The sequence below is a fragment of the Aquimonas voraii genome, from assembly GCF_900101825.1.
Classification (GTDB): Bacteria; Pseudomonadota; Gammaproteobacteria; order Xanthomonadales; family Xanthomonadaceae; genus Aquimonas; species Aquimonas voraii.
Map to the genome: position 1 here is coordinate 60697 of NZ_FNAG01000009.1, position 21798 is coordinate 82494.

General features: G+C 67.8%; 20 protein-coding genes. 13 read left to right on the top strand and 7 right to left on the bottom strand.

From position 1 onward, the window contains the following. The first annotated feature begins 42 nt into the window (after positions 1–42). The 3 genes from BLP83_RS13470 to BLP83_RS13480 all read left to right on the top strand — a co-directional run bounded on the left by BLP83_RS13470 (position 43) and on the right by BLP83_RS13480 (position 3635). Positions 43–816 (top strand): FHA domain-containing protein, encoded by a 774-nt coding sequence (locus tag BLP83_RS13470; protein WP_143006679.1) that lies wholly within the window; start codon positions 43–45, stop codon positions 814–816. A gap of 203 nt (positions 817–1019) precedes the next feature. Then, positions 1020–2918 carry a marine proteobacterial sortase target protein gene (locus tag BLP83_RS13475; protein ID WP_176764202.1) on the top strand — a complete coding sequence of 633 codons (1899 nt, stop codon included), beginning with the start codon at positions 1020–1022 and terminating at the stop codon, positions 2916–2918. A 3-nt stretch (positions 2919–2921) separates the two neighbouring features. Then, positions 2922–3635, top strand: a complete 714-nt coding sequence (locus BLP83_RS13480) for a class GN sortase (RefSeq protein ID WP_091243756.1) — start codon at positions 2922–2924, stop codon at positions 3633–3635. Here BLP83_RS13480 and BLP83_RS13485 read toward each other — a convergent pair. After that, the gene (locus BLP83_RS13485; RefSeq protein WP_091243759.1) at positions 3544–5010 is read right to left on the bottom strand and encodes a hypothetical protein; all 1467 of its coding nucleotides are present in this window, start codon (positions 5008–5010) and stop codon (positions 3544–3546) included. The genes BLP83_RS13480 and BLP83_RS13485 overlap by 92 nt on opposite strands. Beyond that, the gene (gene tdh / locus BLP83_RS13490) at positions 5001–6035 is read right to left on the bottom strand and encodes an L-threonine 3-dehydrogenase (protein ID WP_176764203.1); all 1035 of its coding nucleotides are present in this window, start codon (positions 6033–6035) and stop codon (positions 5001–5003) included. The genes BLP83_RS13485 and tdh overlap by 10 nt, the downstream gene beginning before the upstream one ends. A 122-nt stretch (positions 6036–6157) precedes the next feature. Here tdh and folC point away from each other — a divergent pair, with 122 nt between their 5' ends. The 3 genes from folC (at position 6158) to metK (ending at position 9696) form a co-directional block, all read left to right on the top strand. Then, entirely contained in the window at positions 6158–7414 is a 1257-nt protein-coding gene (folC, locus tag BLP83_RS13495; protein WP_091243762.1) for a bifunctional tetrahydrofolate synthase/dihydrofolate synthase, read from the top strand. Further along, a complete protein-coding gene (gene corA / locus BLP83_RS13500; protein ID WP_091243766.1) occupies positions 7411–8376 on the top strand; it encodes a magnesium/cobalt transporter CorA in 966 nt (321 codons plus the stop codon). Before folC ends, corA begins: the two co-directional genes overlap by 4 nt. Before the next feature lie 114 nt (positions 8377–8490). Continuing rightward, on the top strand, positions 8491–9696 hold the full coding sequence (gene metK / locus BLP83_RS13505; RefSeq protein WP_091243768.1) for a methionine adenosyltransferase: 1206 nt from the start codon (positions 8491–8493) through the stop codon (positions 9694–9696). Positions 9697–10044: 348 nt separating this feature from the next. Here the strand turns inward: metK and dnaG are convergent, their stop codons facing one another. Continuing rightward, a complete protein-coding gene (gene dnaG, locus BLP83_RS13510) occupies positions 10045–11784 on the bottom strand; it encodes a DNA primase (protein WP_091243771.1) in 1740 nt (579 codons plus the stop codon). 79 nt (positions 11785–11863) lie between these two features. Here dnaG and BLP83_RS13515 point away from each other — a divergent pair, with 79 nt between their 5' ends. The 7 genes from BLP83_RS13515 (at position 11864) to BLP83_RS13545 (ending at position 18832) form a co-directional block, all read left to right on the top strand. Beyond that, the gene (locus BLP83_RS13515) at positions 11864–12997 is read left to right on the top strand and encodes an SPOR domain-containing protein (protein ID WP_091243772.1); all 1134 of its coding nucleotides are present in this window, start codon (positions 11864–11866) and stop codon (positions 12995–12997) included. 15 nt (positions 12998–13012) lie between these two features. Beyond that, positions 13013–13579, top strand: a complete 567-nt coding sequence (locus tag BLP83_RS13520; protein WP_091243775.1) for a CvpA family protein — start codon at positions 13013–13015, stop codon at positions 13577–13579. 52 nt (positions 13580–13631) lie between these two features. Next, the gene (purF, locus tag BLP83_RS13525) at positions 13632–15101 is read left to right on the top strand and encodes an amidophosphoribosyltransferase (RefSeq protein WP_091243778.1); all 1470 of its coding nucleotides are present in this window, start codon (positions 13632–13634) and stop codon (positions 15099–15101) included. After that, positions 15073–15942 (top strand): ferritin-like domain-containing protein, encoded by an 870-nt coding sequence (locus tag BLP83_RS13530; protein ID WP_091243781.1) that lies wholly within the window; start codon positions 15073–15075, stop codon positions 15940–15942. Before purF ends, BLP83_RS13530 begins: the two co-directional genes overlap by 29 nt. A 261-nt stretch (positions 15943–16203) precedes the next feature. Next, complete coding sequence (locus BLP83_RS13535; RefSeq protein WP_143006680.1) at positions 16204–17049, top strand: hypothetical protein; 846 nt, start codon at positions 16204–16206, stop codon at positions 17047–17049. Positions 17050–17068: 19 nt separating this feature from the next. Beyond that, positions 17069–17488, top strand: coding sequence for a hypothetical protein (locus tag BLP83_RS13540; protein ID WP_091243787.1), 420 nt, complete (start codon positions 17069–17071; stop codon positions 17486–17488). A gap of 39 nt (positions 17489–17527) precedes the next feature. Beyond that, entirely contained in the window at positions 17528–18832 is a 1305-nt protein-coding gene (locus tag BLP83_RS13545; protein ID WP_143006681.1) for a hypothetical protein, read from the top strand. Between the two features lie 249 nt (positions 18833–19081). Here BLP83_RS13545 and BLP83_RS13550 read toward each other — a convergent pair whose 3' ends face one another. The 4 genes from BLP83_RS13550 to flgM form a co-directional block, all read right to left on the bottom strand. Next, positions 19082–19660: a response regulator gene (locus BLP83_RS13550; RefSeq protein WP_091243793.1), complete on the bottom strand. Its 579-nt coding sequence runs from the start codon at positions 19658–19660 to the stop codon at positions 19082–19084. Continuing rightward, positions 19657–20925 carry an ATP-binding protein gene (locus BLP83_RS13555; RefSeq protein WP_091243796.1) on the bottom strand — a complete coding sequence of 423 codons (1269 nt, stop codon included), beginning with the start codon at positions 20923–20925 and terminating at the stop codon, positions 19657–19659. Before BLP83_RS13555 ends, BLP83_RS13550 begins: the two co-directional genes overlap by 4 nt. A 201-nt stretch (positions 20926–21126) precedes the next feature. Continuing rightward, a complete protein-coding gene (locus tag BLP83_RS13560) occupies positions 21127–21444 on the bottom strand; it encodes a hypothetical protein (protein ID WP_143006682.1) in 318 nt (105 codons plus the stop codon). Positions 21445–21473: 29 nt separating this feature from the next. Then, the gene (gene flgM, locus BLP83_RS18735; RefSeq protein ID WP_176764204.1) at positions 21474–21758 is read right to left on the bottom strand and encodes a flagellar biosynthesis anti-sigma factor FlgM; all 285 of its coding nucleotides are present in this window, start codon (positions 21756–21758) and stop codon (positions 21474–21476) included. Between the last annotated feature and the right edge of the window lie 40 nt (positions 21759–21798).

The window sequence follows — 21798 nt, forward strand, 5'->3', positions numbered from 1 at the left end:
CCCCGCGCCTCGGTCCTGCCGATGCGCTTCGCGAGAACCACGATGAAGCTGATCTTCCCGAAGGGTGAACACGGCGCAGTGCTGCTGAGCCCGGGCGGCAACACGGTGGGGTCCGCGCCGGATGCCTTCCTGCGCCTCGTCGTGGACGGCATGCCCGCCCAGCTGTGCGAGCTCCAGCTTGAAGGCGAGCGCCTGTATCTGGTCGCGGCGCCCGGAGTCGAAGGCCTCAGCGTCAACGGCCAGCCTGCCGACCCACGTCACAGCCTGCGTGCCGGCGACCTGGTCGGCTTCGGTCCCGTGCAGGCGCGGCTGGTAGCGGTCGAGCGTGTGCTGCCCTCCGCCTCGGGGCGCCCCGCCCAGGTCGATGACGCGGGCGCCACCCGCGTCCGTGCCGCCCTGCCCAAGTACCTGCTGCGCGGCGTGTCGGGCGCCGCCTTTGGCAAGACCTATGCGGTGGTTTCAACCCAGGTCATCGGTCGCCATCACGAGTGCGATATCTCCATCCCGAGCGAGGAGATCTCACGGCGCCATGCCCAGGTGAAGCCGACTGCGGATGGTCTGCTGGTCGAAGATCTCGGTTCGTCCAACGGTACCTTCATCAATGGTCAGCAGATCCAGAATGGCCTGCTGAAGAATGGCGACGAACTCCGCCTTGATGCGATCCGCTTCATGCTGGTGGTTCCCGGCCAGGAGATTCCAAAGGCCGCGGTGCCGGCGCCCGAGGAAGCCAAGGGCGGCAGCCGCACCGGGCTGATCTTCATCGCCGTGACTGCAGTCGTCGCTGCGGCTGTCGCCGCCGCCTTCCTGCTGCGATGAGCCTGCCCGCAATTCGCCCGATGTGATCAGCGCGCGCGCCGCTCTCGGCCGCGCGCTGTCGGTTCGCTTCCCTGTAATGGCACGGCCGATCACTGGAGGCCGCCATGCAGAGTCCATGTTCCCACCCCTTCCCCCGCATTCTCCGAGCACTTGGCGCCTGCCTGCTGCTCTTCGGCGGCTTTGCTCAAGCCGAAGGTCTTTCGTTGCGTGCCCAAGGCGCCGATGACTGGCGGTCCGCCTTTGCCCTGGAGACCCACGTCGACCTGCGCGTGCGCGGCCTGATGGCCGAAGTGCGGGTGCGCCAGCGCTTCAGCAACGCCAGCGACGAGTGGATGGAAGGCCGCTACCGCCTGCCGCTGCCGGACGAAGCCGCGGTCGGCCGCCTGCGCATGCAGGTCGGCGAACGCCTCATCGAAGGCGAGGTGCAGGAGAAGCGGCAGGCCGCGGCCACCTATGCTGCGGCGGCCAGCGAAGGCCGCACCGCCAGCCTGGTCGAGCGCGAGCGCCCGAATCTGTTCCAGACCCGCGTTGCCAACATCGGACCCGGCGAAACTGTCGAGATCGAGATCGGCTACTGGCAGAAGGTGCGCTGGCAGGACGGCCGATTCAGCCTCGGATTGCCGCTGACCTTCGTGACGCCCTACCACGGCGGTCGTGCCGAGATGGATGCCGAGCTGGATCGCCCGCGGTCTGACGAAGTGCCTGGGCAGGGCATCGCGCTGGGCATGGCCGCAGCGCCGAAGTTCAGCCTCGGCGTCGATCTTGAAGCCGGCCTGCCGCTGGCCAGCATCGAGAGCACCAGTCATGTCATCGCCGTGCGTCGCGAAGGCGAGCGTTATCGTGTCGAGTTGTCCACCCCCCAGGTCGACAGCGACCGCGACTTCGAACTGCAATGGACGCCGCAGCCCAGCGCGCAGCCCCAGCAGGCGCTGTTCGTCGAGGACCGCGCCGATGCGCGCTATGCCTTCTTGACCCTGATCCCACCGACCCGGCCAGTGACGCCGGTGCCGCGCGAGCTGATCCTCGTGGTCGACAACTCGGGCTCCATGCACGGCGCCTCGATGCAGCAAGCCAAAGCGGCGGTGGATCGCGCGCTGACCGGGCTGCGTGCCTTGGATCGCTTCAACGTGATCCGCTTCGACCACGGCTTCGACAGCGTCTTTCCCCAGCCGGTCGAGGCCAGTGCCGCCAACGTCGCTCGCGCCCGCAGCTTCGTTCAGGCCCTGAACGCCGACGGCGGTACCGAGATGCTGGCCCCGCTGATCGAAGCCTTCGCCATGCCGGCCACGCCCAGCCATCTGCGCCAGGTAGTGCTGATCACCGACGGCGCGATCAGCAACGAGGCCCAGCTGCTCAACCACATCGAGCACGGGCGCGGCGACGCACGGCTGTTCGCGGTCGGCATCGGCAGCGCGCCCAACGCGCACATCCTGCGACGCATGGCCGAAGTCGGCCGCGGTGCGCAGGTGACGATCCGCCGTATCGAGGACGTCGCGGACGTCACCGACCGGCTGCTGGCCAAGCTCGGCCAGCCCGCCCTGCGCGATCTCAAGGCGGCGTGGCCCGAGGGCGCCGAGGCTTTCCCGGCGCAGCTGCCCGATCTGTATCTCGGCGAGCCGCTACAGGTGCTGCTGCGGCTGCCGCAGGGCGGCAAGCAGGGCAGGCTCGAGGGCACCGCGCCGGACCTGTCCTGGCGCGCCGAGGTCAAGCTCGGCGAGCCGCGCCTGGCCTCGACCGAGGGCGTGGCGCGGCTGTGGGCGGCGGCGCGGATCGCCGAATTGGAGGACAGCCTGCGTCAGGGCGCGAGCGCCGACGAGGTGCGCGCGGGCGTGCTGAGGCTCGCGCTGGAGCATGGTCTTGCCAGCGCCTACACCAGCTTCGTCGCCGTCGATCGCACGCCGCGCCGGCCCGAGGCCGCGGATCTGGCCTCGCTGCAGTTCGCCAATGCCGTGCCGGCGGGTTCGGTCGACTTTGCCGCCGGTGCCACCGGCTTCGAACGCAGCCTGCGTCTTGCTCTGCTGCTGGGCGCGATCGCCCTGGCGCTGCTGGTCTGGCAGCGCGAGGGCGCGCCCGGCCAGCGTCGGTTGCTGGCGCAGGATTGAGCCATGCAGAGTCCGACTGCAGCGCGCATGGCGAAGCCAGCGCCCTTGTCCCTCAGGCGTCGCTGGCTCGCACTCAGCCTGCTGCTGGCCAGCGGCGTGTTGCTGTTGCAGGCCCTGTGGATCCCCGCCAAGGCCGAGCTGGCGCAGTGGCTGCTGGCAAGGAGCTGGAGCGCGGCGCGCGCGACAGGTGTGGCACAGCCGCCCTGGGCTTGGGCCGACACCCGCGCGGTCGCGCTCCTGCGGCGTGCGGGTGAGGACACCGGACAGATCGTGCTGGCCGGCGACAGCGGCCGTGTGCTGGCCTTCGGCCCCGGTTGGAACCCGGCTTCGGCGGCGCCGGGCGGGCAGGGCACCGTGGTGATCAGCGCCCACCGCGACACCCATTTCGCCTGGCTGCGCGATCTGGGCGAGGGCGCGACGCTCGAGCTGGAAGGCTTGGGCGGCATGCGCCGCTATCGCCTGCGGGAACGCCACATCCTCGACGTCCGTAAGCACGCGCTGGCCCCCGATGCAGGCGAGGATCAGCTTTTGCTGGTCACCTGCTGGCCCTTTGATGCGGAGGAGGCCGGCGGGCCATTGCGGCTGGTGCTGCGCTTCCTGCCGCTTGAGCGGCAGGCGCTCGCCCTCAGCCCGGCGGCAGCGCCCCCCAGCCCGCCGCGTACTCCGGCGAGCCCTCGTAGTGCCGATGCAGGAACAGGTTCCAGCCATCGCGGCTGAGCGCGCGCTGCGCCTTCATGCTGGCCGCACCGCCGACCAGCAGGCTGCGGTTGCGGTGATCCCAGAGCCCGGGTTGGGCGAACCAGCGCGCGGTGTCCGGCGTCCATGACAGCAGATCCACCGGCAGCGGAAACACCCGCTCGCCGTCGGGACTGTCGTAGGCGAGCAGGGCACCCACGCCGACCAGGTGCCCGCCGATGGCGCGATCGCCGAGATGCGCATGGATCATCGCCAGCGCATTCACCATGAAGCGCGCCTCGACTTCGTTCTGCGCCATCAGCGCGATCTCCAGCAGGGCGTCGACGCCGGACTTGGGCTGCAGCCGTTCCAGCCATTCGACCAGCGCCGTTTGCAGGGTCGGCGAGTAGCGTCCGAACTGCAGGAAGGTGTAGCGCAACGCCTCGTCAGCGCCGAGGCCCATCAGGCGTTCGTCATTGCGGCGGCGCAGGTCTTCTGGCGGCAGCTCGAGCACCAGCCGGTTGACCTCGCTGCTGGTGCCCAGCACCTCGCTGGTCACCGGATCGAGCAGGCCCATGGCCTGGCCCACGCCGAGCTTGCCGGCGGTGGCCGCCCAGGCGAGTGTGTCCAGACGCTCGCGGATCAGCGGGTTGCCGGTGAAGGGGTCGATGCCGAGGCGCGCCGCCAGCTCGCGTCGCGCACGGCCATAGCCGGCCTCGCTCTTGGCCAGGCGCACGACCTCGTCGCCGACGTCGCCGAACCAGCTGTCTTCGTCCTTCTCGCGCTCGCGCCGGCTGGCAGCCATGGGGGCGTCGGCCGCGTCGAAGGGCGAGCCGTCGTGGCTGATCCGCTGGTCGGCGCGCGCGCCCAGACGCTTGGCGCGTTGGCCCAGCCGCGTGACCCGTTCGCTGAAGTAGCGCCACACGCCCCGGGGCAGGCCGGTGATGGCCTCGCCCGGTCGTTGCACGACATTCACCGCAGCACGCACCGGCGCCATCACCGCTTCGGCGCCGGACTTGGCCAGTGCGGCGCTCACCGACTCGCTGTGCAGGGCCTCGAGGGCTTCCATCTCCTGCACGCGCAAGGCAAGGATCTCCACGCTTTCGGCGGTGAGTTCGCCGTAGTCGGTGTGCAAGACGAAGTGCGCCTGGAAGCCGTGCAGCTGCGCGCGCGCTCCGACGCGATAGTCGGGGCCGGCGAGCAGGGCGGGCGGCAGCAGCTCGGCGCTGGCCAGCTCGGGCTCGGCTTCGGTCTCTTCCTCGACGCGCGCAGGCAAGGGCGCAGCCGGCGCCGCGAGCTCGATGTCGGCATCGGCGCCGAGGAAGGGATCGACGAAGTCATCGGTGCGGGCGCCCGTGAGCGCCAACGCCATGCCTGCCGCAAAGCAGCCGCGCAGCGCGCTGCCGATCAGCTCCAACTGCAGACCACCTTGCCGCAGGTGCCGGCTTCCATCAGCTCGAAGCCGCGCTGGAAGTCGTCGATGTGGATCTGGTGGGTGAGCACCTTCTGCAGCGGAAAGCCGGTCAGCACCATCTGCGTCATCTTGTACCAGGTCTCGTACATCTTCCGGCCGTAGATGCCCTGCACGGTCAGACCCTTGAAGATGATGCGGTCCCAGTCGATGCCTGCGCCCTTGGGCAGGATGCCGAGCAGGGCGATCTTGCCGCCGTGGTACATGCAGTCGAGCATGTCGTTGAAGGCGTGCGCGTTGCCGCTCATCTCAAGGCCGACGTCGAAGCCTTCCATGTGCAGATCGGACATGACGTCCTTGAGCGAGGTCTTGGCGACGTTGACCACGCGGGTGGCACCCATGTCCGCGGCCAGCTTCAGGCGGTAGTCGTTGACGTCGGTCACCACCACGTTGCGCGCGCCGATGTGCTTGCAGATGCCGGCGGCGATGATGCCGATCGGGCCGGCGCCAGTGATCAGCACGTCCTCGCCGATCACGTCGAACTCCAGCGCGCAGTGCGCCGCGTTGCCGTAGGGGTCGAAGAAAGCCGCCAGCTCGCTGGGGATCTGGTCGTGGATCGGCCACAGGTTGCTGGCCGGCACCGCGATGTACTCGGCAAACGCGCCGTGGCGGTTCACGCCGATGCCGACGGTGTGCGGGCACAGGTGCTGGCGGCCGGCGCGGCAGTTGCGGCAGACGCCGCAGACGATGTGGCCCTCGGCCGAGACGCGCTGGCCGACCGTGTAGCCGGTGACCGCGCTGCCCAGCTCCGCGATGCGGCCGACGAACTCGTGGCCGATGACCAGGCCGGGCTTGATGGTGCGCTGGCTCCACTCGTCCCACTTGTAGATGTGCAGGTCGGTGCCGCAGATCGCGGTCTTCTCCAGCTTCACCAGCACCTCGTTGGGGCCGATCTGCGGCATCGGCACCTCCTCCATCCAGATGCCCTTGCTGGCTTCGCGCTTGACCAGGGCCTTCATCATCATCGACATCGGGGCATCCTCGGGTGGGGGCAGCGGCAGGCTGCGCAGGTCGCGGATTATAGAAGCGCGACGTGGCGGCGCCGTCGGCGGCTATGCTGCGCGTTCAGCCACTTCTCTCCACACGCTGCCGCATGGACGTCGCCGCCTGGCTGGACCACCAGCTGCGCCTGCACCCGAAGAACATCGAGATGGGCCTGGAGCGCGTGCGCCCGGTCGCTCAAACCTTGGGGGTGCTGCGACCAGCCGCGCGCGTGCTGACCGTGGCCGGCACCAATGGCAAGGGCTCGACCGTGGCCATGCTGGAAGCCGCCTGCCTGGCCGCCGGCCTGCGCTGCGGTGCCTACACCTCGCCGCATATCGAGCGCTACCACGAGCGCATCCGCATTCACGGCCGCGAGGTCGAGGATGCTGACCTGATCGCCGCCTTCGAGGCCGTCGAGGCCGCGCGTGCGGGCGTGCCGCTGACCTTCTTCGAGTTCGGCACGCTCGCGGCGCTGTGGCTGTTCGCCCGCGCCGGGCTCGATGTCGCGGTGCTGGAAGTGGGCCTCGGCGGGCGACTCGATGCGGTCAACCTGGTCGACGCCGACATTGCCCTGCTGACCACCGTCGACCTCGACCACATGGACTGGCTGGGCCCGACCCGCGAGCACATCGGTCGCGAGAAAGCGGGGGTGTTTCGCAGCGGCAGACCTGCAGTGATCGGCGAGCGCGAGCCGCCGGCCAGCGTGCTCGAACGGGCGCGCGAGATCGGCGCCCGGCTGGAACGCCGCGGCCTCGACTTCGATGTCGAAGCCCATGCGGAGGGCTTGAGCTACCGAGATGCGCAGGGCGCGCTACAGCTGCCGCATCCGCAGCTGAGCGCGCCGGCGCAGTTCGACAACGCCGCGCTGGCGGCGCGCGCGCTGCGCCTGCTCGGCCTAACCGAGGCCGCGATCGCAGCGGGGATCGCGAACGCCGCGCCGCGCGCACGCCTACAGCGCATCGCGGGCGTGCCGGAGATCGTGCTCGACGTCGGCCACAACCCGCAGGCCGCGCGGCAGCTGGCCGACTGGCTCGACGCGCATCCGAAGCCGACCGTCGCGGTGTTCGCAGCACTCGCCGACAAGGACATCGAAGGCGTGGTGGCGCCGCTGCGGCACGCGATCACGCGCTGGCATCTGGCCGGGCTCGATGTCGCCGGACGCAGTCAGAGCGCCGAAGCGCTGGCCGCTCGGATCCGGGACGCCGCGCCCGACCCGATCCTCCATGTGCACGCGGACGTCGACGCCGCCCTGCGCGCAGCAGTCGCCGAGGCCAGCCCGGACAGCCGCGTGCTGGTCTTCGGCTCCTTCCACACCGTCGGCGAAGCCTTCGCCTGCCTGCGCCAACTCGGACGCCTGCCCGAATGATCGTGCACTGCACCCATTACCTGCCCGACGGCCGCCGCGAGGCCATCGACTTCGAGCGCGTGTCCGACGTGCTGGGCACCCACGAGGGTTTCATCTGGATGGGCCTGGTCGAGCCCGATGCCGCCCTGCTGGAGAAGCTGCAGCAGGAGTTCGACCTGCATGAGCTGGCGATCGAGGACGCCCACAAGGCGCACCAGCGGCCCAAGGTCGAGCAGTACGGCAACAGCCTCTTCATCGCCGTCCACACCGCGCAGATGCCGGGCGAGGAGGTCGAATTCGGCGAGACCCATCTCTTCCTCGGCGAGCGCTTCCTCATCACCGTCCGCCACGGCCCGTCCCTGTCCTACGCGCCGGCGCGCGCGCGCTGCGAGCGTGATCCGGAATATCTCGCAGCCGGGCCCAGCTTCGGCCTGTATGCCGTGCTCGACCAGATCGTCGATCACTACTTCCCGATCGTCGACGACTTCCGTGCGGTGCTGGACACCCTGGAGCACGACATCTTCGAGGAGGACTTCAAGCGCGATACGGTCAAGCGCCTGTACCAGCTGAAGCGCGAGCTGACCCGCCTGCGGCTGGCGGTGGCGCCGCTGCAGGACGTGCTGGCGCCGCTGGTGCGCCTGTATCCGAACCTGATCCATGCCGACACGCGGGTCTACTTCCGCGACGTGCTCGACCACGCCCGGCGCATCAACGATGCCACCGACACCCTGCGCGAGATGCTGACGGCGGCGATGAGCGTGAACCTGGCGCTGGTCACCGTCGCCCAAGGCGAAGTGGTGAAGCGGCTGGCCGGCTGGGCGGCGCTGCTGGCCGTGCCGACCCTGGTGACCGGCTGGTACGGCATGAACTTCGAAGCCATGCCTGAACTCGCCAGCCGCTTCGGCTACCTCGGGGTGATGGCTGTCACCCTCACGGTCTGCCTGCTGCTCTACCGCAAGCTCAAGAAAGTGCACTGGCTCTGAGTACGTTCGCGCCTGAAGGCTTGACAACGCGCGTCATGCAATCCCGCGGGGTGGCGTGTATCATGCGCGCCCGCTTCACCCATCCATCCATCCGAATACAAGGATAGAGCGCCGATGAGCAGCTACCTCTTCACCTCCGAGTCGGTGTCCGAAGGCCATCCGGACAAGGTCGCCGACCAGATCTCCGACGCCGTGCTGGACGCGATCCTGGCCAAGGACAAGCGCGCTCGCGTGGCCTGCGAGACCATGGTCAAGACGGGCGTCGCCATCGTCGCCGGCGAGATCACCACCGAAGCCTGGATCGACCTGGAAGCGCTGACGCGCAAGGTGATCCTCGACATCGGCTACAACAGCAGCGACGTCGGCTTCGACGGCGCCACCTGCGGCGTGCTCAACCTGATCGGCAAGCAGTCGCCCGACATCAACCAGGGCGTTGACCGCAAGAAGCCGGAAGAGCAGGGCGCGGGCGACCAGGGCCTGATGTTCGGCTACGCCACCAACGAGACCAAGGACTTCATGCCCGCGGCCATCCACTACTCGCACCGTCTGGTCGAGCAGCAGGCCAAGGTGCGCAAGAAGGGCAAGCTCGGCTGGCTGCGACCGGACGCCAAGAGCCAGGTCACCCTGCGCTACGAGAACGGCAAGGCCGTCGCCATCGACGCCGTGGTGCTGTCGACCCAGCACGATCCGAGCATCAAGCAGAAGGATCTGGTCGAGGCCGTGCGCGAGCACATCATCAAGCCGGTGCTGCCGGAGAAGCTGCTCCACCGCGGCACCAAGTTCCACATCAACCCGACCGGCAAGTTCGTGATCGGCGGCCCGGTGGGCGACTGCGGCCTGACCGGCCGCAAGATCATCGTCGACACCTACGGCGGCTGGGCCCGTCACGGTGGCGGTGCGTTCTCGGGCAAGGATCCGTCCAAGGTCGACCGTTCGGCGGCCTATGCCGCGCGCTACGTTGCCAAGAACGTGGTCGCCGCCGGTCTGGCCGACCGCTGCGAAGTGCAGGTGAGCTACGCCATCGGCGTGGCCGAGCCGACCTCGATCTCGGTCACCACCTTCGGCACCGGCAAGATTGCCGACGACAAGATCGAGAAGCTGATCCGCAAGCACTTCGACCTGCGCCCCTACGGCATCATCCAGATGCTCGACCTGGTGCATCCGATCTACCAGCAGACCGCATCCTATGGCCACTTCGGCCGCAAGGCGCACGAGGTCAGCTACGTCGATGCGGCCGGCAAGACGGTCAAGGCCACGGCGTTCTCGTGGGAGAAGACCGACCGCGCCGAGGCTCTGCGTGCGGATTCCGGCCTCAAGTAAGCCCAAGTTGTTCGGCGGCACAGCGAAGAGGCGCCTTCGGGCGCCTTTTTGCGTTGGTGGGTAGCCGCACGTTGGCCAGATCAACCAGAACGATGCGCCATAGGGAGCGATGCGCCATAGGGTGGGCTCTGGCCCATCATGAGCGACACGCTCGGTCCAGAAACGCGATGGAGCGGGAAGGCGGATGCGCGGCGTCGCGAGCCCGGCGCTGCGAGAGGTCTCGTGCGCGTCACGGACAGCGGCGTGCCAGGACCCGCCCAGCGGCAACACTGATCAAGTCCCTCCCGGCCTCGATCAGTGGTCGCGCCTTGCAAGGCATGCGGCAACACTGAATTCTTCAGTGTTGTCCTAAGCCCCGCGCCGCTCCGCCTTCAGCTGCGGCAGCAGTCGCAGCTCGTCCTTCTCCTCGCGGCTCAACTTGGTGAGGCCCACCTCGCGTGCTCTGGCCTGCAGCTCGCGCTCGCGCTGCTCCAGCGCCATCAGCTCAAGCCCGCGCACCGCGCCGTCGAAATCGGCCGCCCAGCCTTCCGGCGGCGCGATCATCTCGGCGACCGCCAGTCGGGTCAGTGCGGCCAGGTCCTCGCTGTCGCTGTAGCTTTCCAGCAGCGAGCCCGTGGTGATGTCCGGGCGCGCTCGGCAGCGCTGCAGCAGATCCAGCAGCAGCGGCACGCCGGGCTGGTCCAGCCAGGCGAACACATAGGGTGGCTCGACGCGCTGCGCCAGCGCCGGCTGCTGCAGCAGCAGTTCGATCGCGATGCGCACGAGTGAGCGCCGCGCATTGCGCGGGCGCGGCGTCGCGGCGGCCGGCTTCGGGCGCGCCACTTCGACGCGGGCGGCCAGCCCGGTCAGCTCGGCCAGCTTCTGCCGCATCAGGTCGCGGAAGGCGCCGTCGGGCATCTGCTCGATCATCGGTCGCGCGCGCTCGGCCAGGCGCGCACGGCCGTCGAGGCTCTCCATCTGGATGTCGCGCCCGAGTTCGTTGAAGAAGAACTCCGAGAGCGGCATCGCCTGCTGCAGACGGCGGTCGAAGCCCTCCGCCCCTTCGCTGCGGACCACGGTGTCCGGGTCCTCGCCCTCGGGCAGGAACAGGAACCAGGCCTGGCGTCCGTCCTTCAGTCGCGGCAGGGTCGACTCCAGCGCTTTCCACGCCGCCGCACGTCCGGCGCGATCGCCGTCGAAGCAGAAGTAGACGTCGCCGGAATTGCGGAACAGCAGCTCGGCGTGGTCCGGTGTGGTCGCGGTGCCGAGCGTGGCGACCGCCTGCGTCACCCCGAACTGGAACAGACTGACCACGTCCATGTAGCCCTCGACCACGATCAGCCGCGGGATGCGCGAGTGGGTCTGCCGCACCTGCCACAGGCCATAGAGCTCGCGACCCTTGCGGAACAGCGGGGTCTCCGGTGAGTTCAGGTACTTCGGGCTGTCGTCGGCCGACAGCACGCGACCGCCGAACGCGATCACCCGGCCGCGGCGGTCGTGGATCGGGAAGATCAGCCGGTCACGGAACTTGTCGTAGCTGCGGCCGGCGTCGTTCCTCGACAGCAGGCCGACCTTGTCGAGCAGGGCGCGCTGCGTCTCGTCGCGCCCCAGCGCCGACAGCAGGGCATCCCAGCCGGCCGGCGCATAGCCCAGCTCGAAGCGCGCCTGGGTGGCGGCGTCGACGCCACGTTTCTGCAGGTAGGCGCGGGCGTGCGACGCGGACTTCAGCTGCGTCTGGAAAAAGGTGTTGGCCGCAGCGGTGCTCGCATACAGCGGACCGAAATCGTCCTCGCGGCCGCGCGCCGGCTTGTTCTCGCGCGGCACCTCCATGCCGGCGCGCTTGGCCAGATCCTCGACCGCATCGAGGAACTCAAGGCGGTCGTACTCCATCAGGAACTTGATCGCGGTGCCGTGCGCCCCGCAGCCGAAGCAGTGGTAGAACTGCTTGGTCGGGCTGACGTAGAACGAAGGCGTGCGCTCGTCGTGGAAGGGACAGCAGGCGGTGTACTCGCGGCCGGCGCGCTTCAGCTTCACGCGCGCATCGATCAGCTCGACGATGTCGGTGCGCGCCAGCAGGCTGTCGATGAAGCTGTCGGGAATGCGGGCCATGGGCGCGCAAGTGTAGGGCAGGGCAGGCTCTATACTCGCGCCCGATGTTCACCCCCTTGCCGCGGATGCGACGAAACCCATGGATGCAGCCCTGAAGCAGCGCCTGATCGGCGCCACCGTACTGGTGGCCCTGGCCGTGATCTTCCTGCCGATGCTGGTCGACGGCCCCGAGGCCGAGCGCGAAACCGCGGGCGAGCAGTTGAGCCTCGACCTGCCGACGCCGCCGGATCGGCCGATGGAAACCCGCGAGATCCCGCTGCTGCCGACGCCCGCGGACAGTGCAGCGACGGCCCCCGGCACCACTGCGGACGGTGCCGAAGTGCTGCCGGTGGTCGATACCGGCGCCGAGCAGCGCACCGATGCGCTGAGCGGCCAACCGGTCGGTGCGGGCTCCGATCCGTCCGCGCACGCGTCGACTGCTGCGGAGGCGCCCGCGTCCGGCGCGACATCGCCCGCCGCTGCGTCGGGTCCAGCGTCTGCAGCGCCGCCTGAGCCTGCGGCGGCTTCGACGGTGGCGGCAGCGCCTGCCTCTTCGGTACCGGCTACACCTCCTTCCGCGTCCAGCGGCGCCTCGGCGCCGCCGCCCGCTCCGGCCCCAGCGTCGGTAGCGTCGACCGCAGCGCCGGCGCCCCGCACGGCTGCCCCAATCGCGGCACCGCCTGCGCGTCCTGCGACGACGCCTCTTCCCGCGGCTACCGCCGGCGGCAGCTACGCAGTCAACGTCGGCAGCTATGCCAACGTCGCCAACGCCGAGAATCTGCTGAACCGCCTGCGGGGCGCAGGCATTGCCGCCTATGCGGAAAGCGTCACCCTGGACGGCCGTCCGGTGCGCCGTGTACGCCTCGGGCCCTTCGCCCAGCGCGGTGAGGCCGAACGCGCCCGCCAGGCGGCGCTGGCCGTCCAGCGTGACCTCCCGACCAGCGTCATCAATCTGGATGCGGTCAGCAATGCGCCGGCGCCGGCGCGTGCGCCCGCGACCGCCGGTTTCGCGGTGCAGCTCGGCGCGCTGCGCAGCGAGGCCGACGCCAACGCGCTGCGTGATCGCGCCCGCGGCGCCGGCTTCGTGGCCTTTGTCGAGCGCGTCAATGCCGATGCCGGCGTCCTCTGGCGCGTGCGTGTCGGGCCCGAGCTGGATCGCGCTTCGGCCGAGCGTCGTCGCGGCGAGCTGAAGTCGAGGCTCAACGTCGACGGCCTCGTCGTCAGTCATCCCTGATCGTCGCCTCCGCGCGTGGACACCCTGACCTGGGCCGACATCGTTCTGCTGGCCATCCTCGGTCTGTCGACCCTGGTCGGTCTATGGCGTGGCTTCATTGTCGAGGTCATGTCGGTCGCGGTCTGGGTGGGCGCGTTCTGGTTGGCCTTCACCTACGGCGATAGCGCGGCCCTGCTGTACGAGGGTGTCGTCGAAGCGCCCTCGGCGCGGCTGCTGCTGGGCTACGCCACGCTGTTCGCACTGGCGCTTGCGGTGGGCGGATTGGCCACGTGGCTGATGGGCAAGCTGGTCAAAACCACCGGCCTGTCGGGCACGGATCGCTTGCTCGGCCTGCTGTTCGGCCTGGTGCGTGGCTATGCGCTCGGGGCCGTGGCCGTGCTGCTCGCGGGTTTCACAGCCTTGCCCGGCGACGCCTGGTGGGAACAGTCGCGGGTGGTGCCTGCCTTCCAGCGCGGCGCCGAATGGCTGCGCGCCCATTTGCCCGCATCGGTGGCCCAGGAAGTCAATTTCGTCCCGGTCCTTCGGCTCGACCTCTCTTCACCTGCGACCCCGCCTGCCCAGCCGGAGCCGGACGGGGGATAATGCGCGCCTTGCCGCGGTGTGCTCGCGGATCCTCGCCCCCAAGGACCTCCCCATGTGCGGAATCATCGGCATCGTCGGCACCAGCCCGGTGGCCCCGGCCCTGTATGACGGATTGACGGTGCTGCAGCACCGCGGCCAGGACGCGGCCGGCATCGCCACGGCCGATGGCCTGCGCCTGCGCGTCCACAAGGGCAATGGCCTGGTCAAGGACGTGTTCGACGAGCCGCAGATGCGCCTGTTGTCCGGTCGCATGGGTATCGGCCACTGTCGCTATCCCACGGCCGGTTCGGAAGGCTCGGACGAGGCTCAGCCCTTCTACGTCAATTCCCCGTTCGGCATCGCTCTGGCCCACAACGGCAACCTGATCAATACCGATGCGCTGCGTGCGCAGGTGTTTGAAACCGATCGTCGCCACGTCAACACCGAGTCCGACTCGGAAGTGCTGCTGAATGTGTTCGCCCACGAGCTGGCCGAGCGCGGCACGCTGTCGCCCGAAGCGGCGATCCAAGCCGTGGCCGGCGTGCATGCCCGCTGCCGCGGCGGCTACGCCGTGGTCAGTCTGGTGCTGGGGCTTGGGCTGGTCGCGTTCCGCGATCCGCACGGCATCCGTCCGCTCGTGTTGGGGCGTCGCGACACGCCGGAAGGCATCGAGTACGCGCTGGCTTCGGAGAGCGTGGCGCTGGACATCCTCGGCTTCACCCGCGTGCGCGACATCAAGCCCGGCGAATGCGTGGTGGTGACGCCGCGCGGCGAACTGCATGCCGAGGTCTGCGCGCCGGTGGGCGAGCACTCGCCCTGCATCTTCGAATTCGTCTATTTCGCCCGGCCCGACTCGATGATGGACGACGTCTCGGTGCACAAGGCGCGGATGCGCATGGGCGTCAAGCTGGGCGAGAAGATCCTTCGCCTGCGGCCGGATCACGACATCGACACCGTGATCCCCATTCCCGACACTTCTCGCACCTCGGCGCTGGAGCTGGCCAACGTGCTGGGCGTGAAGTACCGCGAGGGCTTCATCAAGAACCGCTACATCGGCCGCACCTTCATCATGCCGGGCCAGGGTCAGAGGGTGAAATCGGTGCGCCGCAAGCTGAACCCGATTCCGCTGGAGTTCCGGGACCGCGTGGTGCTGCTGGTCGACGACTCCATCGTCCGCGGCACCACCAGCCGGCAGATCATCCAGATGGCCCGCGAAGCCGGCGCGCGCAAGGTCTATCTGGCCTCGGCGGCGCCTCCCGTGCGCTATCCCAACATCTACGGCATCGACATGCCGGCCGCCGAAGAGTTGGTCGCCCACGGGCGCAGCGAGGAGGAAATCCAGGCGCAGCTCGGCTGCGACTGGCTGATCTATCAGGATCTGGAGGATCTGAAAGAAGCCGTCGGCGGGCCGAAGAAACGGCTCACCACGTTTGATGCCAGCTGCTTCACCGGCGAGTACGTCACCGGCATCGACGCCGACTACTTCGAGCGCATCCGCGCCCAGCGTTCCGACGATGCAAAGCGCCTGCGTCGACAGGCCTGAGCCGGTGGCGCAGACGGGGCAGGGCGCCGCCGACCTGCATGCCGCTGCGCTGCGGGTGCTGCTGTTGCAGCACCCCGCCGAGAAATGCACCGCAGCTACTGAGCTTGCGCGCGCGCTCGAAGCGGGCGAGTTGGTGCCGATGGACTCACCCGCAGCGATGGATCTGCCCGTGCCCGGCCGGCCCGAGCGCCCACGGTTGGTGCCACCGCGTGCCTTGCCGCAGCGTGGGCTGGGCAGCGCCGAGGGGCGTGCGGCCTTTCTGCACGCGATCGCCCATATCGAGTTCAATGCCATCAATCTGGCGACGGATGCGGTCTATCGCTTCCGCGGCATGCCGCTCGACTTCTATCGGGACTGGGCGCGCATTGCCGCCGATGAGGCGCGCCACTTCCGCTTGCTGGAGGCGCGGATGGCCGAGCTGGGCGCGGCCTACGGCGACTTCGACGCCCACAACGGCCTGTGGGACATGGCCTGTAAAACTGCGCACGATTGCCTGACCCGTATGGCTCTGGTGCCGCGGGTGCTGGAGGCCCGTGGCCTGGATGTCACCCCGGCGATGATCGAGCGCCTGCGCGCCGTTGGCGATGCTGCTTCGATCTCGGTGCTCGAGGTGATCCTGCGGGAGGAGGTCGGCCACGTTGCTGCCGGCACCCGCTGGTTCGAGTGGTGCTGCGCGCTTGAGGGGCGCGAACCTGCGGCCACCTTCCAGGCCCTTCTGGATCGGCATGCGCCCGACGCGGTGCGACCGCCTTTCAACGATACAGCCCGTCTCGCGGCGGGGTTCACGGTCTCCGAGCTGGAGCAGCTCGCAGCCCGTGCGGGGCGGCTGCGATCCGCCTGAGGCCCGGGCTGTGGCCGGAGCCTGTGCGCGGATCCACAGAACCAGAAAAGTTCCGCCGAACGTGGCCTGAATCGACGCCCGCCTGCGTATAAGCCCTTTGAGATCCCCCTGATCGGGGGCTCACGTCTTCGACCGGACCCTATGCAAACAGGTGTTTCCTGTTGTGAAGTTCCTGTGCTAGCCTTTGGCGAGCTTGGGGGCGTCCGGACGAAATCCGTCCAGATCAGTGGCTTGCAGCACATACTGCACAAGAGGGTGGAAATGAAAGCATTGACTCAGAGTGTCCTGGCCGCAGCGATGCTGATGGCCCTGCCCTTCGCTTCGGCGGAGGCCTGCAACAAGAACGCGTGGCTGGGCAACCAGGCCGCCGCCGCCGGTGCGCTGGCCAGCGGCCCCGAGTTGCCGGCTGGCAACACGAACAAGATTCCGCGCTACAGCGGCAAGTGCGCGGTAAAGACGAGCGCTGGTCAGTTCGTGACCGACAACACGCCGAGCGCTGAGGCCACCTACCGTGCCCGCTTCTACGTCTACACCAGCACCACTGGCAAGTTTTTTACGGCCACCGCCAGCGATGACTCGGCCGGCGCTGAGATCGTGGGCGTGAGCTTCGACGGCTCGGCTTTCAACTTCAGCGGCCCGTCCGGCTTGTCGGGCTCTGCCCCCGCCGTTCCCAACCGTTGGTACTCGATCGAGATTTTGCACCAGTCGGGCGGTGCTTTCTCCGCCTCGGTGCAGGGTGCGAACGCAACTACCGCTAGCACCGTGACCGGCACCTCGGCGACGGGTTCTGTGGGCTCGGCGGCGATCGGGTTCATCGGTGCGGGTAGTGGAAGCTTTGTGCTCGACGAGTTTGAGTCGACCCGCTCCGCGACCACGGCGATTGGTCGCAAGTGCCGCGGCAACGCGAATGGCACTGACACCATCATTAGCCTTGCTGATCGCATTCAGATCGGTAACGAGATCAACGGTGCGGTAACGGGCACGGGCGTTGCGATTGGCCAGCCTGATTTCAACGAAGACGGGATTGTGTCGCTTGCCGACAGAACCCTTGTGGCTCAGATCATCAGCTCGAATCAGGGTGGCACATTCTGCGGCGGCGTCAACTAAGGACCAAGGAGCATCCAAAATGAAAAAGGCACTTTTCGCATCTGCGATCCTGGCCTTGGTGGCCTTCGCGGGCAATGCTTCGGCTGAGCAGCTCCTCTTCACAAAGTCGAATGCTAAGTCCGGATCGTCTGTTGCCATCGATTACGTGAGCGACGGCAGGTCGGTCGGAGTCCAAATCGAGATTCTTGTTCCCGGGAAGGCGCAAGTTGATCTCTCTGGCTTTGCCAAGCAGCTTCCCAAGGGGTTCGTCTTTGAGCACGGCCTCGTTGACGGAAAGCTGATTCTCACGGTTGTGAACGACAACGGCGTAACGTTCCCGAAGGGGATCGTTTCGCTCGGGACGATCAAAGCTCTAGGCGGCTCAGGTGACTTCGTCCTCGATCGAATCGAGTCTGTGGATGCCAACGCGCAGATTCTGAGCGTAGAAACTGTCCAGTAAGACAGTCCAGTTCTCGTAAGCCCTGCGAAGGAAAGAAGAATGAAGCTTAAAGTTAAAGCCCTTACTGGGTTGTGCCTCTCGATTGTTGGTGGCTTGGCAAGCGCGGGTACGATCTCTGTTACCCCCGCTACCGCGACTGCGCTCCAGGCGGGCGGCGCCACTTCTCCCACTCCCCACGCGATCGTCTACGCGCAAGCGGCGATGGGTGAGACCACCAACAACTTTCAGGGTCGTCTGATTTACGACAGCGCGATTCTGAGCGCGACCGTGACTTCAGGGGCTGCTGCATGCACGATCCCCACCCCTGGAACGATCGTTGTGGTGACCCAGAACTTCGCAACGCCTCTGTTGGCCAGCGGTACTGTCTGCGAGATCGCGTTTAGCTCAGTGGCTGGCGCCGCCATTGGCACCACGAATCTCGACTTCCAGTTCAACGCTGGTCTTGGCGATGGATGCCTTGATGATCAGGCGAACGCTGCGACGTGTACGATCAATGACGCCACCGTCAACGTGATCACCGCCCCGCCCGACACCAACCTTGCCTACACCCCGGCACCGGGTGGCACGGTAACCTTCCCGGCGGGCGTTGCTCTGACGACCCAGAACGCTTCGATCGGCATTACCACCACCGGCACGGTCGGCGCTGGCACGATTTCGAACTGCGGCATCACGGGTACGGGCGCGGCTTCCTTCGGCCCGCCGCCGGCCGGCACGATCTCGGTCAACGGCGGTTCGACCGGCACCATTCCGCTGACCTGCACCCTGCCCAATTCGGGCGGCGCGGCGACGGCGACCCTGACCTGTACCGAGACCGACGCCGACACGCCGGCCCCGGGTGCTGCGCGCTCCTGGACGCTGAGCTGCCCACAGGGCACCCCGGTTCCGGGCCCCGGTTTCGGCGCCTCGCCGGCTACGAATACCCCGGCGACGGCGATCAACTGCAGCGGCCAGGCCGGCACCTCGGTGACGCGTCAGATCACCATCACCAACAACGGCAATCCGGGTGCGGGTTCGGCGCTTGACTTCACCTGCACGGGCGGTGGAATCGTCTCCATCACCTCCGGTGGTTCCGCGACCGGTTTGGCCGTGGGTGCTTCGCAGACGGTCAATGTGTCCTGCGCCGTGCCGGCGGATGGCGTGACCTCGACGGGCACGGTCAGCTGCACCAGCAACGCGCCGGGTGGTCCGTTCGTGTTCAACTACTCCTCGACCGGCAGCACGCTGCCGCCGCCGGTGGCGCGTCCGGCCGTCGTGCCGGCCAGTTCCACCTGGTCGCAGATCGCCCTGATCGCCCTGCTGGCAGGTCTGGGTCTGGCCTTCGTCGGTTTCCGCCGCGGTCAGTAAGAGTTCCTGCTTCAAGCTGAAGAGCGAAGGGCGCCCTCGGGCGCCCTTCGTCATTTTCGGTTGCAGTGAGCATGCGGACGCGGACGCAGCCGTGTGGCGAAACTCGAAACGCAATCGCTACATCTGCTTGCGGCGCGAATGTGGAGGGAGCTGACTTGCGAAGCGGCCGCGGACACACCGCGAGGCGGGGCGCGGCCTTGCCACTCCCACAGCAGACATCGCGAGAGTTGGCCGGGTGCGCGTGCCCGTTTAGAGATCGTCGTCCAGAGAGAGGATGATTCCGCCGTCCTCCGCCCTTTGGATACGGGTGATGCCGGGAAACTCGGATTCGAGTCGATCAAGTTCGCTGGCCACGGCCAAGCGCCCGGTGGCCGCTGTCTTCTTTCCACTGGCTGCCTGCTGCAGCGCTTCGCGAATGATGCGGGATTGCACCAGGGTGCTTGCCACCAGGTTGCGCAGCTCGCCGTCATCCCAGGGCTTGCAGAGGAAGCGCGACACCTGGGTCTCGTTGATCGAGGCCAGGATGGCATCGCGATCGGCGTAGCCCGACAGGATCATGCGGGCGATGTGCGGCTGAAGCTCGATCGCCCTGCTCAGGAACTCCACGCCACTCATCTCCGGCATCCGGTAGTCGCTGATCACGAGGTCGAAGTCTTCAGACTCCATGCGCTCCAGCGCCTGCTCCGTCGACGTGTAGGTTTCGACCTGGATGCCCTGGCCACCGAGCATGTCGATGTTGATGAAGGACAGGCATCGCCGCAGCGCATTGAGCACGTTGGCTTCGTCGTCGACAAGAAGAACGCGGTACGCGCCGGTTTCGCCGCTCATGGCACTTCGCCCTCGGCCTTGGGTTGGGTGATGGGGAGGCGGATCAGGAACAGGGTGCCATCACCGGGCGTGCTGGTCACATCGATGCTGCCGTGGTGTTTCTTGATCAAGCCGTAGGAGATCGCCAAGCCCAGGCCCGTGCCCGTACCCACGGGCTTGGTGGTGAAGAAGGGATCGAAGATCTTGGGCAGCACGTCTTCAGGGATGCCAACGCCGTCATCGCCGATCGCCACGACCACGTGGTCGCCGTCGACGCTGGTGCTGACCGTGACGATGCCGCGTTCGGCGATGGCCTGGCCCGCGTTGAGCAGGATGTTCATGAACACCTGGTTGAGTTCGGACGGGATGCACTCGATCTGCGGGATCTCGCCGAACGTCTTCACCACCTGGGCCTTGTACTTCAGGTCGTTCCAGATGATGTTGAGTGTGCTGTCGAGCCCGCGATGGATGTCGGCCAGCACGAACTTGTCGCGCGCATCGCTGCGCGAGAAGTCCTTAAGGTCCTGCACGATCTTGCGGACGCGCTCGATGCCCTCGCGGGATTCCTGGATGAGCTGCGGCAGGTCGCCCTGCAGGAACTCGATATCCAGGCGCTGTCGCAGGTCACGCACCTCGCCACGCGCCCGTTCGGCGTCGCTTTCGCCAAGTGCACGGTCATAGGCCTCGATCAGGGTCAGCAGGTGCTTGCTGTACTCCTGCAGGGTGGCGAGGTTCGAGTGGACGTAGCCGATCGGGTTGTTGATCTCGTGTGCGACACCGGCGGCGAGCTGGCCGATCGAGGCGAGCTTCTCCGACTGCAGGAGCTGCTCCTGCGCGCCCTTGAGCTTGCGATAGGCCACCTCAAGCTCGGCATTGCGGGCCTGCAGTTCGGTCTTTCGCGCGTACTCGAAACTGATGTCGCGCGCCGACACGCCGTAACACTGCAGGCTGCGGTCGGCGGCACGGACCGCACTGATCTGCAGCATCAGCACCAGCGGCCGGCGCTGCCCGAGTGGCAGCGCGACTTCCCCATTCCATTCGCCGGCGCTGGCCGCCATTTCAAGGGCGAAGGCGGGCAGCAGGTCGGGGTGCAGATCAGTGATGCGGCGGCTGCCGGGCTGCCTTCCGGACCCCACTGCGATCTGTACCGTGATCGCATGGGCCGCGCGGTTGGCGTAAAGAATCTCCAGATCGGGGTCGATGAGGAAGATCGGGTTCTGGCTGTTGTCCGCGACAACCTTGATCAGCGGCAGCAACTCGACCTGGGGCTCGTGTGCAGCGGTCATGGGCGCCTCCTGCGCCTTGGCAACCGTGCCACTGTCCGGTGCATCCGAGGCCGACGCAAGCGCCCCGCGCGGGGCCTTTGGGCCCGCACCGGGAGAAACTTGAGGCGTCTGTGTGTTCAAGCGATCACGACCTCGCGCACGAATCCGGGGCCGCGCCAAAACCTGGAGGGAGCGCGGGTCACCCGCGCAAGGCTGCAAGCCTCATGCCTCCGCGATGTGACGGGTAATCGCGGAATCGCGGCGGTCGCCGCTGGCATCGTAGGCGGCGGCGGGATCCACGGCGCCCAGCATCTTGAGCAGCCAGGCAGTCTCCTGCCGGCGGCGCAGCAGCAGGTCGGCATTGGCCTGGTGCATCTCGTACGCCTTGCGCAGGGCGATTTCGGAATCAGCGCTGGGTGGGCTTGCCTGCAGGCAAGCGCCGACGCGGTCGAGCGCCGCCAGTTTGGCCTCGCCGGCCTGTACCAAGGCCGCCCCGTCGAGCGCAACAAGCGCAGCGCGCTCGCCCTCGATGGCCTCCATCAGGCTCTGCAGGGCGTCGGCGAAGCCGTTCACTTGAGGCTGCCCTCGATTTCCATCAGGCGCGCCGCCAGCGCGCGCGTATCGACCGTGTAGCGGCCGGCTTCGATATCGGCGCGCAGCTGCTGCACCTTGGCGGCGTCGAAGCCTGCCGAGGTCGCGGCCGTGGCGGTCGCGCTGATCTGTACGGAATCCTCGTCCAAGCGCAATGCGTTGGTGGGGCTGACCGCACCCACCGTGTCCTGGCCCGGGCTGCCCACGCGGCGGGCCTGTGGTTCGAGCCTTGGCCCGCCGAGTCCGTCGATTTTGGTGTTCATGCTGTACTCCCTGTGCCGCCGTCTGCAGGGGTTAACGGCC

Bases quoted from the DNA above. Each gene is read 5' to 3' on its own strand.
- folC (WP_091243762.1), top strand. From the start codon at position 6,158: ATGGACGTCGCCGCCTGGCTGGACCACCAGCTGCGCCTGCACCCGAAG.
- BLP83_RS13470 (WP_143006679.1), top strand. From the start codon at position 43: ATGAAGCTGATCTTCCCGAAGGGTGAACACGGCGCAGTGCTGCTGAGC.
- flgM (WP_176764204.1), bottom strand. From the start codon at position 21,758: ATGAACACCAAAATCGACGGACTCGGCGGGCCAAGGCTCGAACCACAG.
- BLP83_RS13555 (WP_091243796.1), bottom strand. From the start codon at position 20,925: ATGACCGCTGCACACGAGCCCCAGGTCGAGTTGCTGCCGCTGATCAAG.
- BLP83_RS13515 (WP_091243772.1), top strand. From the start codon at position 11,864: ATGGATGCAGCCCTGAAGCAGCGCCTGATCGGCGCCACCGTACTGGTG.
- BLP83_RS13545 (WP_143006681.1), top strand. From the start codon at position 17,528: ATGAAGCTTAAAGTTAAAGCCCTTACTGGGTTGTGCCTCTCGATTGTT.
- BLP83_RS13480 (WP_091243756.1), top strand. From the start codon at position 2,922: ATGCAGAGTCCGACTGCAGCGCGCATGGCGAAGCCAGCGCCCTTGTCC.
- BLP83_RS13530 (WP_091243781.1), top strand. From the start codon at position 15,073: ATGCAAAGCGCCTGCGTCGACAGGCCTGAGCCGGTGGCGCAGACGGGG.
- corA (WP_091243766.1), top strand. From the start codon at position 7,411: ATGATCGTGCACTGCACCCATTACCTGCCCGACGGCCGCCGCGAGGCC.
- tdh (WP_176764203.1), bottom strand. From the start codon at position 6,035: ATGTCGATGATGATGAAGGCCCTGGTCAAGCGCGAAGCCAGCAAGGGC.
- BLP83_RS13550 (WP_091243793.1), bottom strand. From the start codon at position 19,660: ATGAGCGGCGAAACCGGCGCGTACCGCGTTCTTCTTGTCGACGACGAA.
- purF (WP_091243778.1), top strand. From the start codon at position 13,632: ATGTGCGGAATCATCGGCATCGTCGGCACCAGCCCGGTGGCCCCGGCC.
- BLP83_RS13535 (WP_143006680.1), top strand. From the start codon at position 16,204: ATGAAAGCATTGACTCAGAGTGTCCTGGCCGCAGCGATGCTGATGGCC.
- BLP83_RS13540 (WP_091243787.1), top strand. From the start codon at position 17,069: ATGAAAAAGGCACTTTTCGCATCTGCGATCCTGGCCTTGGTGGCCTTC.
- dnaG (WP_091243771.1), bottom strand. From the start codon at position 11,784: ATGGCCCGCATTCCCGACAGCTTCATCGACAGCCTGCTGGCGCGCACC.
- metK (WP_091243768.1), top strand. From the start codon at position 8,491: ATGAGCAGCTACCTCTTCACCTCCGAGTCGGTGTCCGAAGGCCATCCG.
- BLP83_RS13560 (WP_143006682.1), bottom strand. From the start codon at position 21,444: ATGGAGGCCATCGAGGGCGAGCGCGCTGCGCTTGTTGCGCTCGACGGG.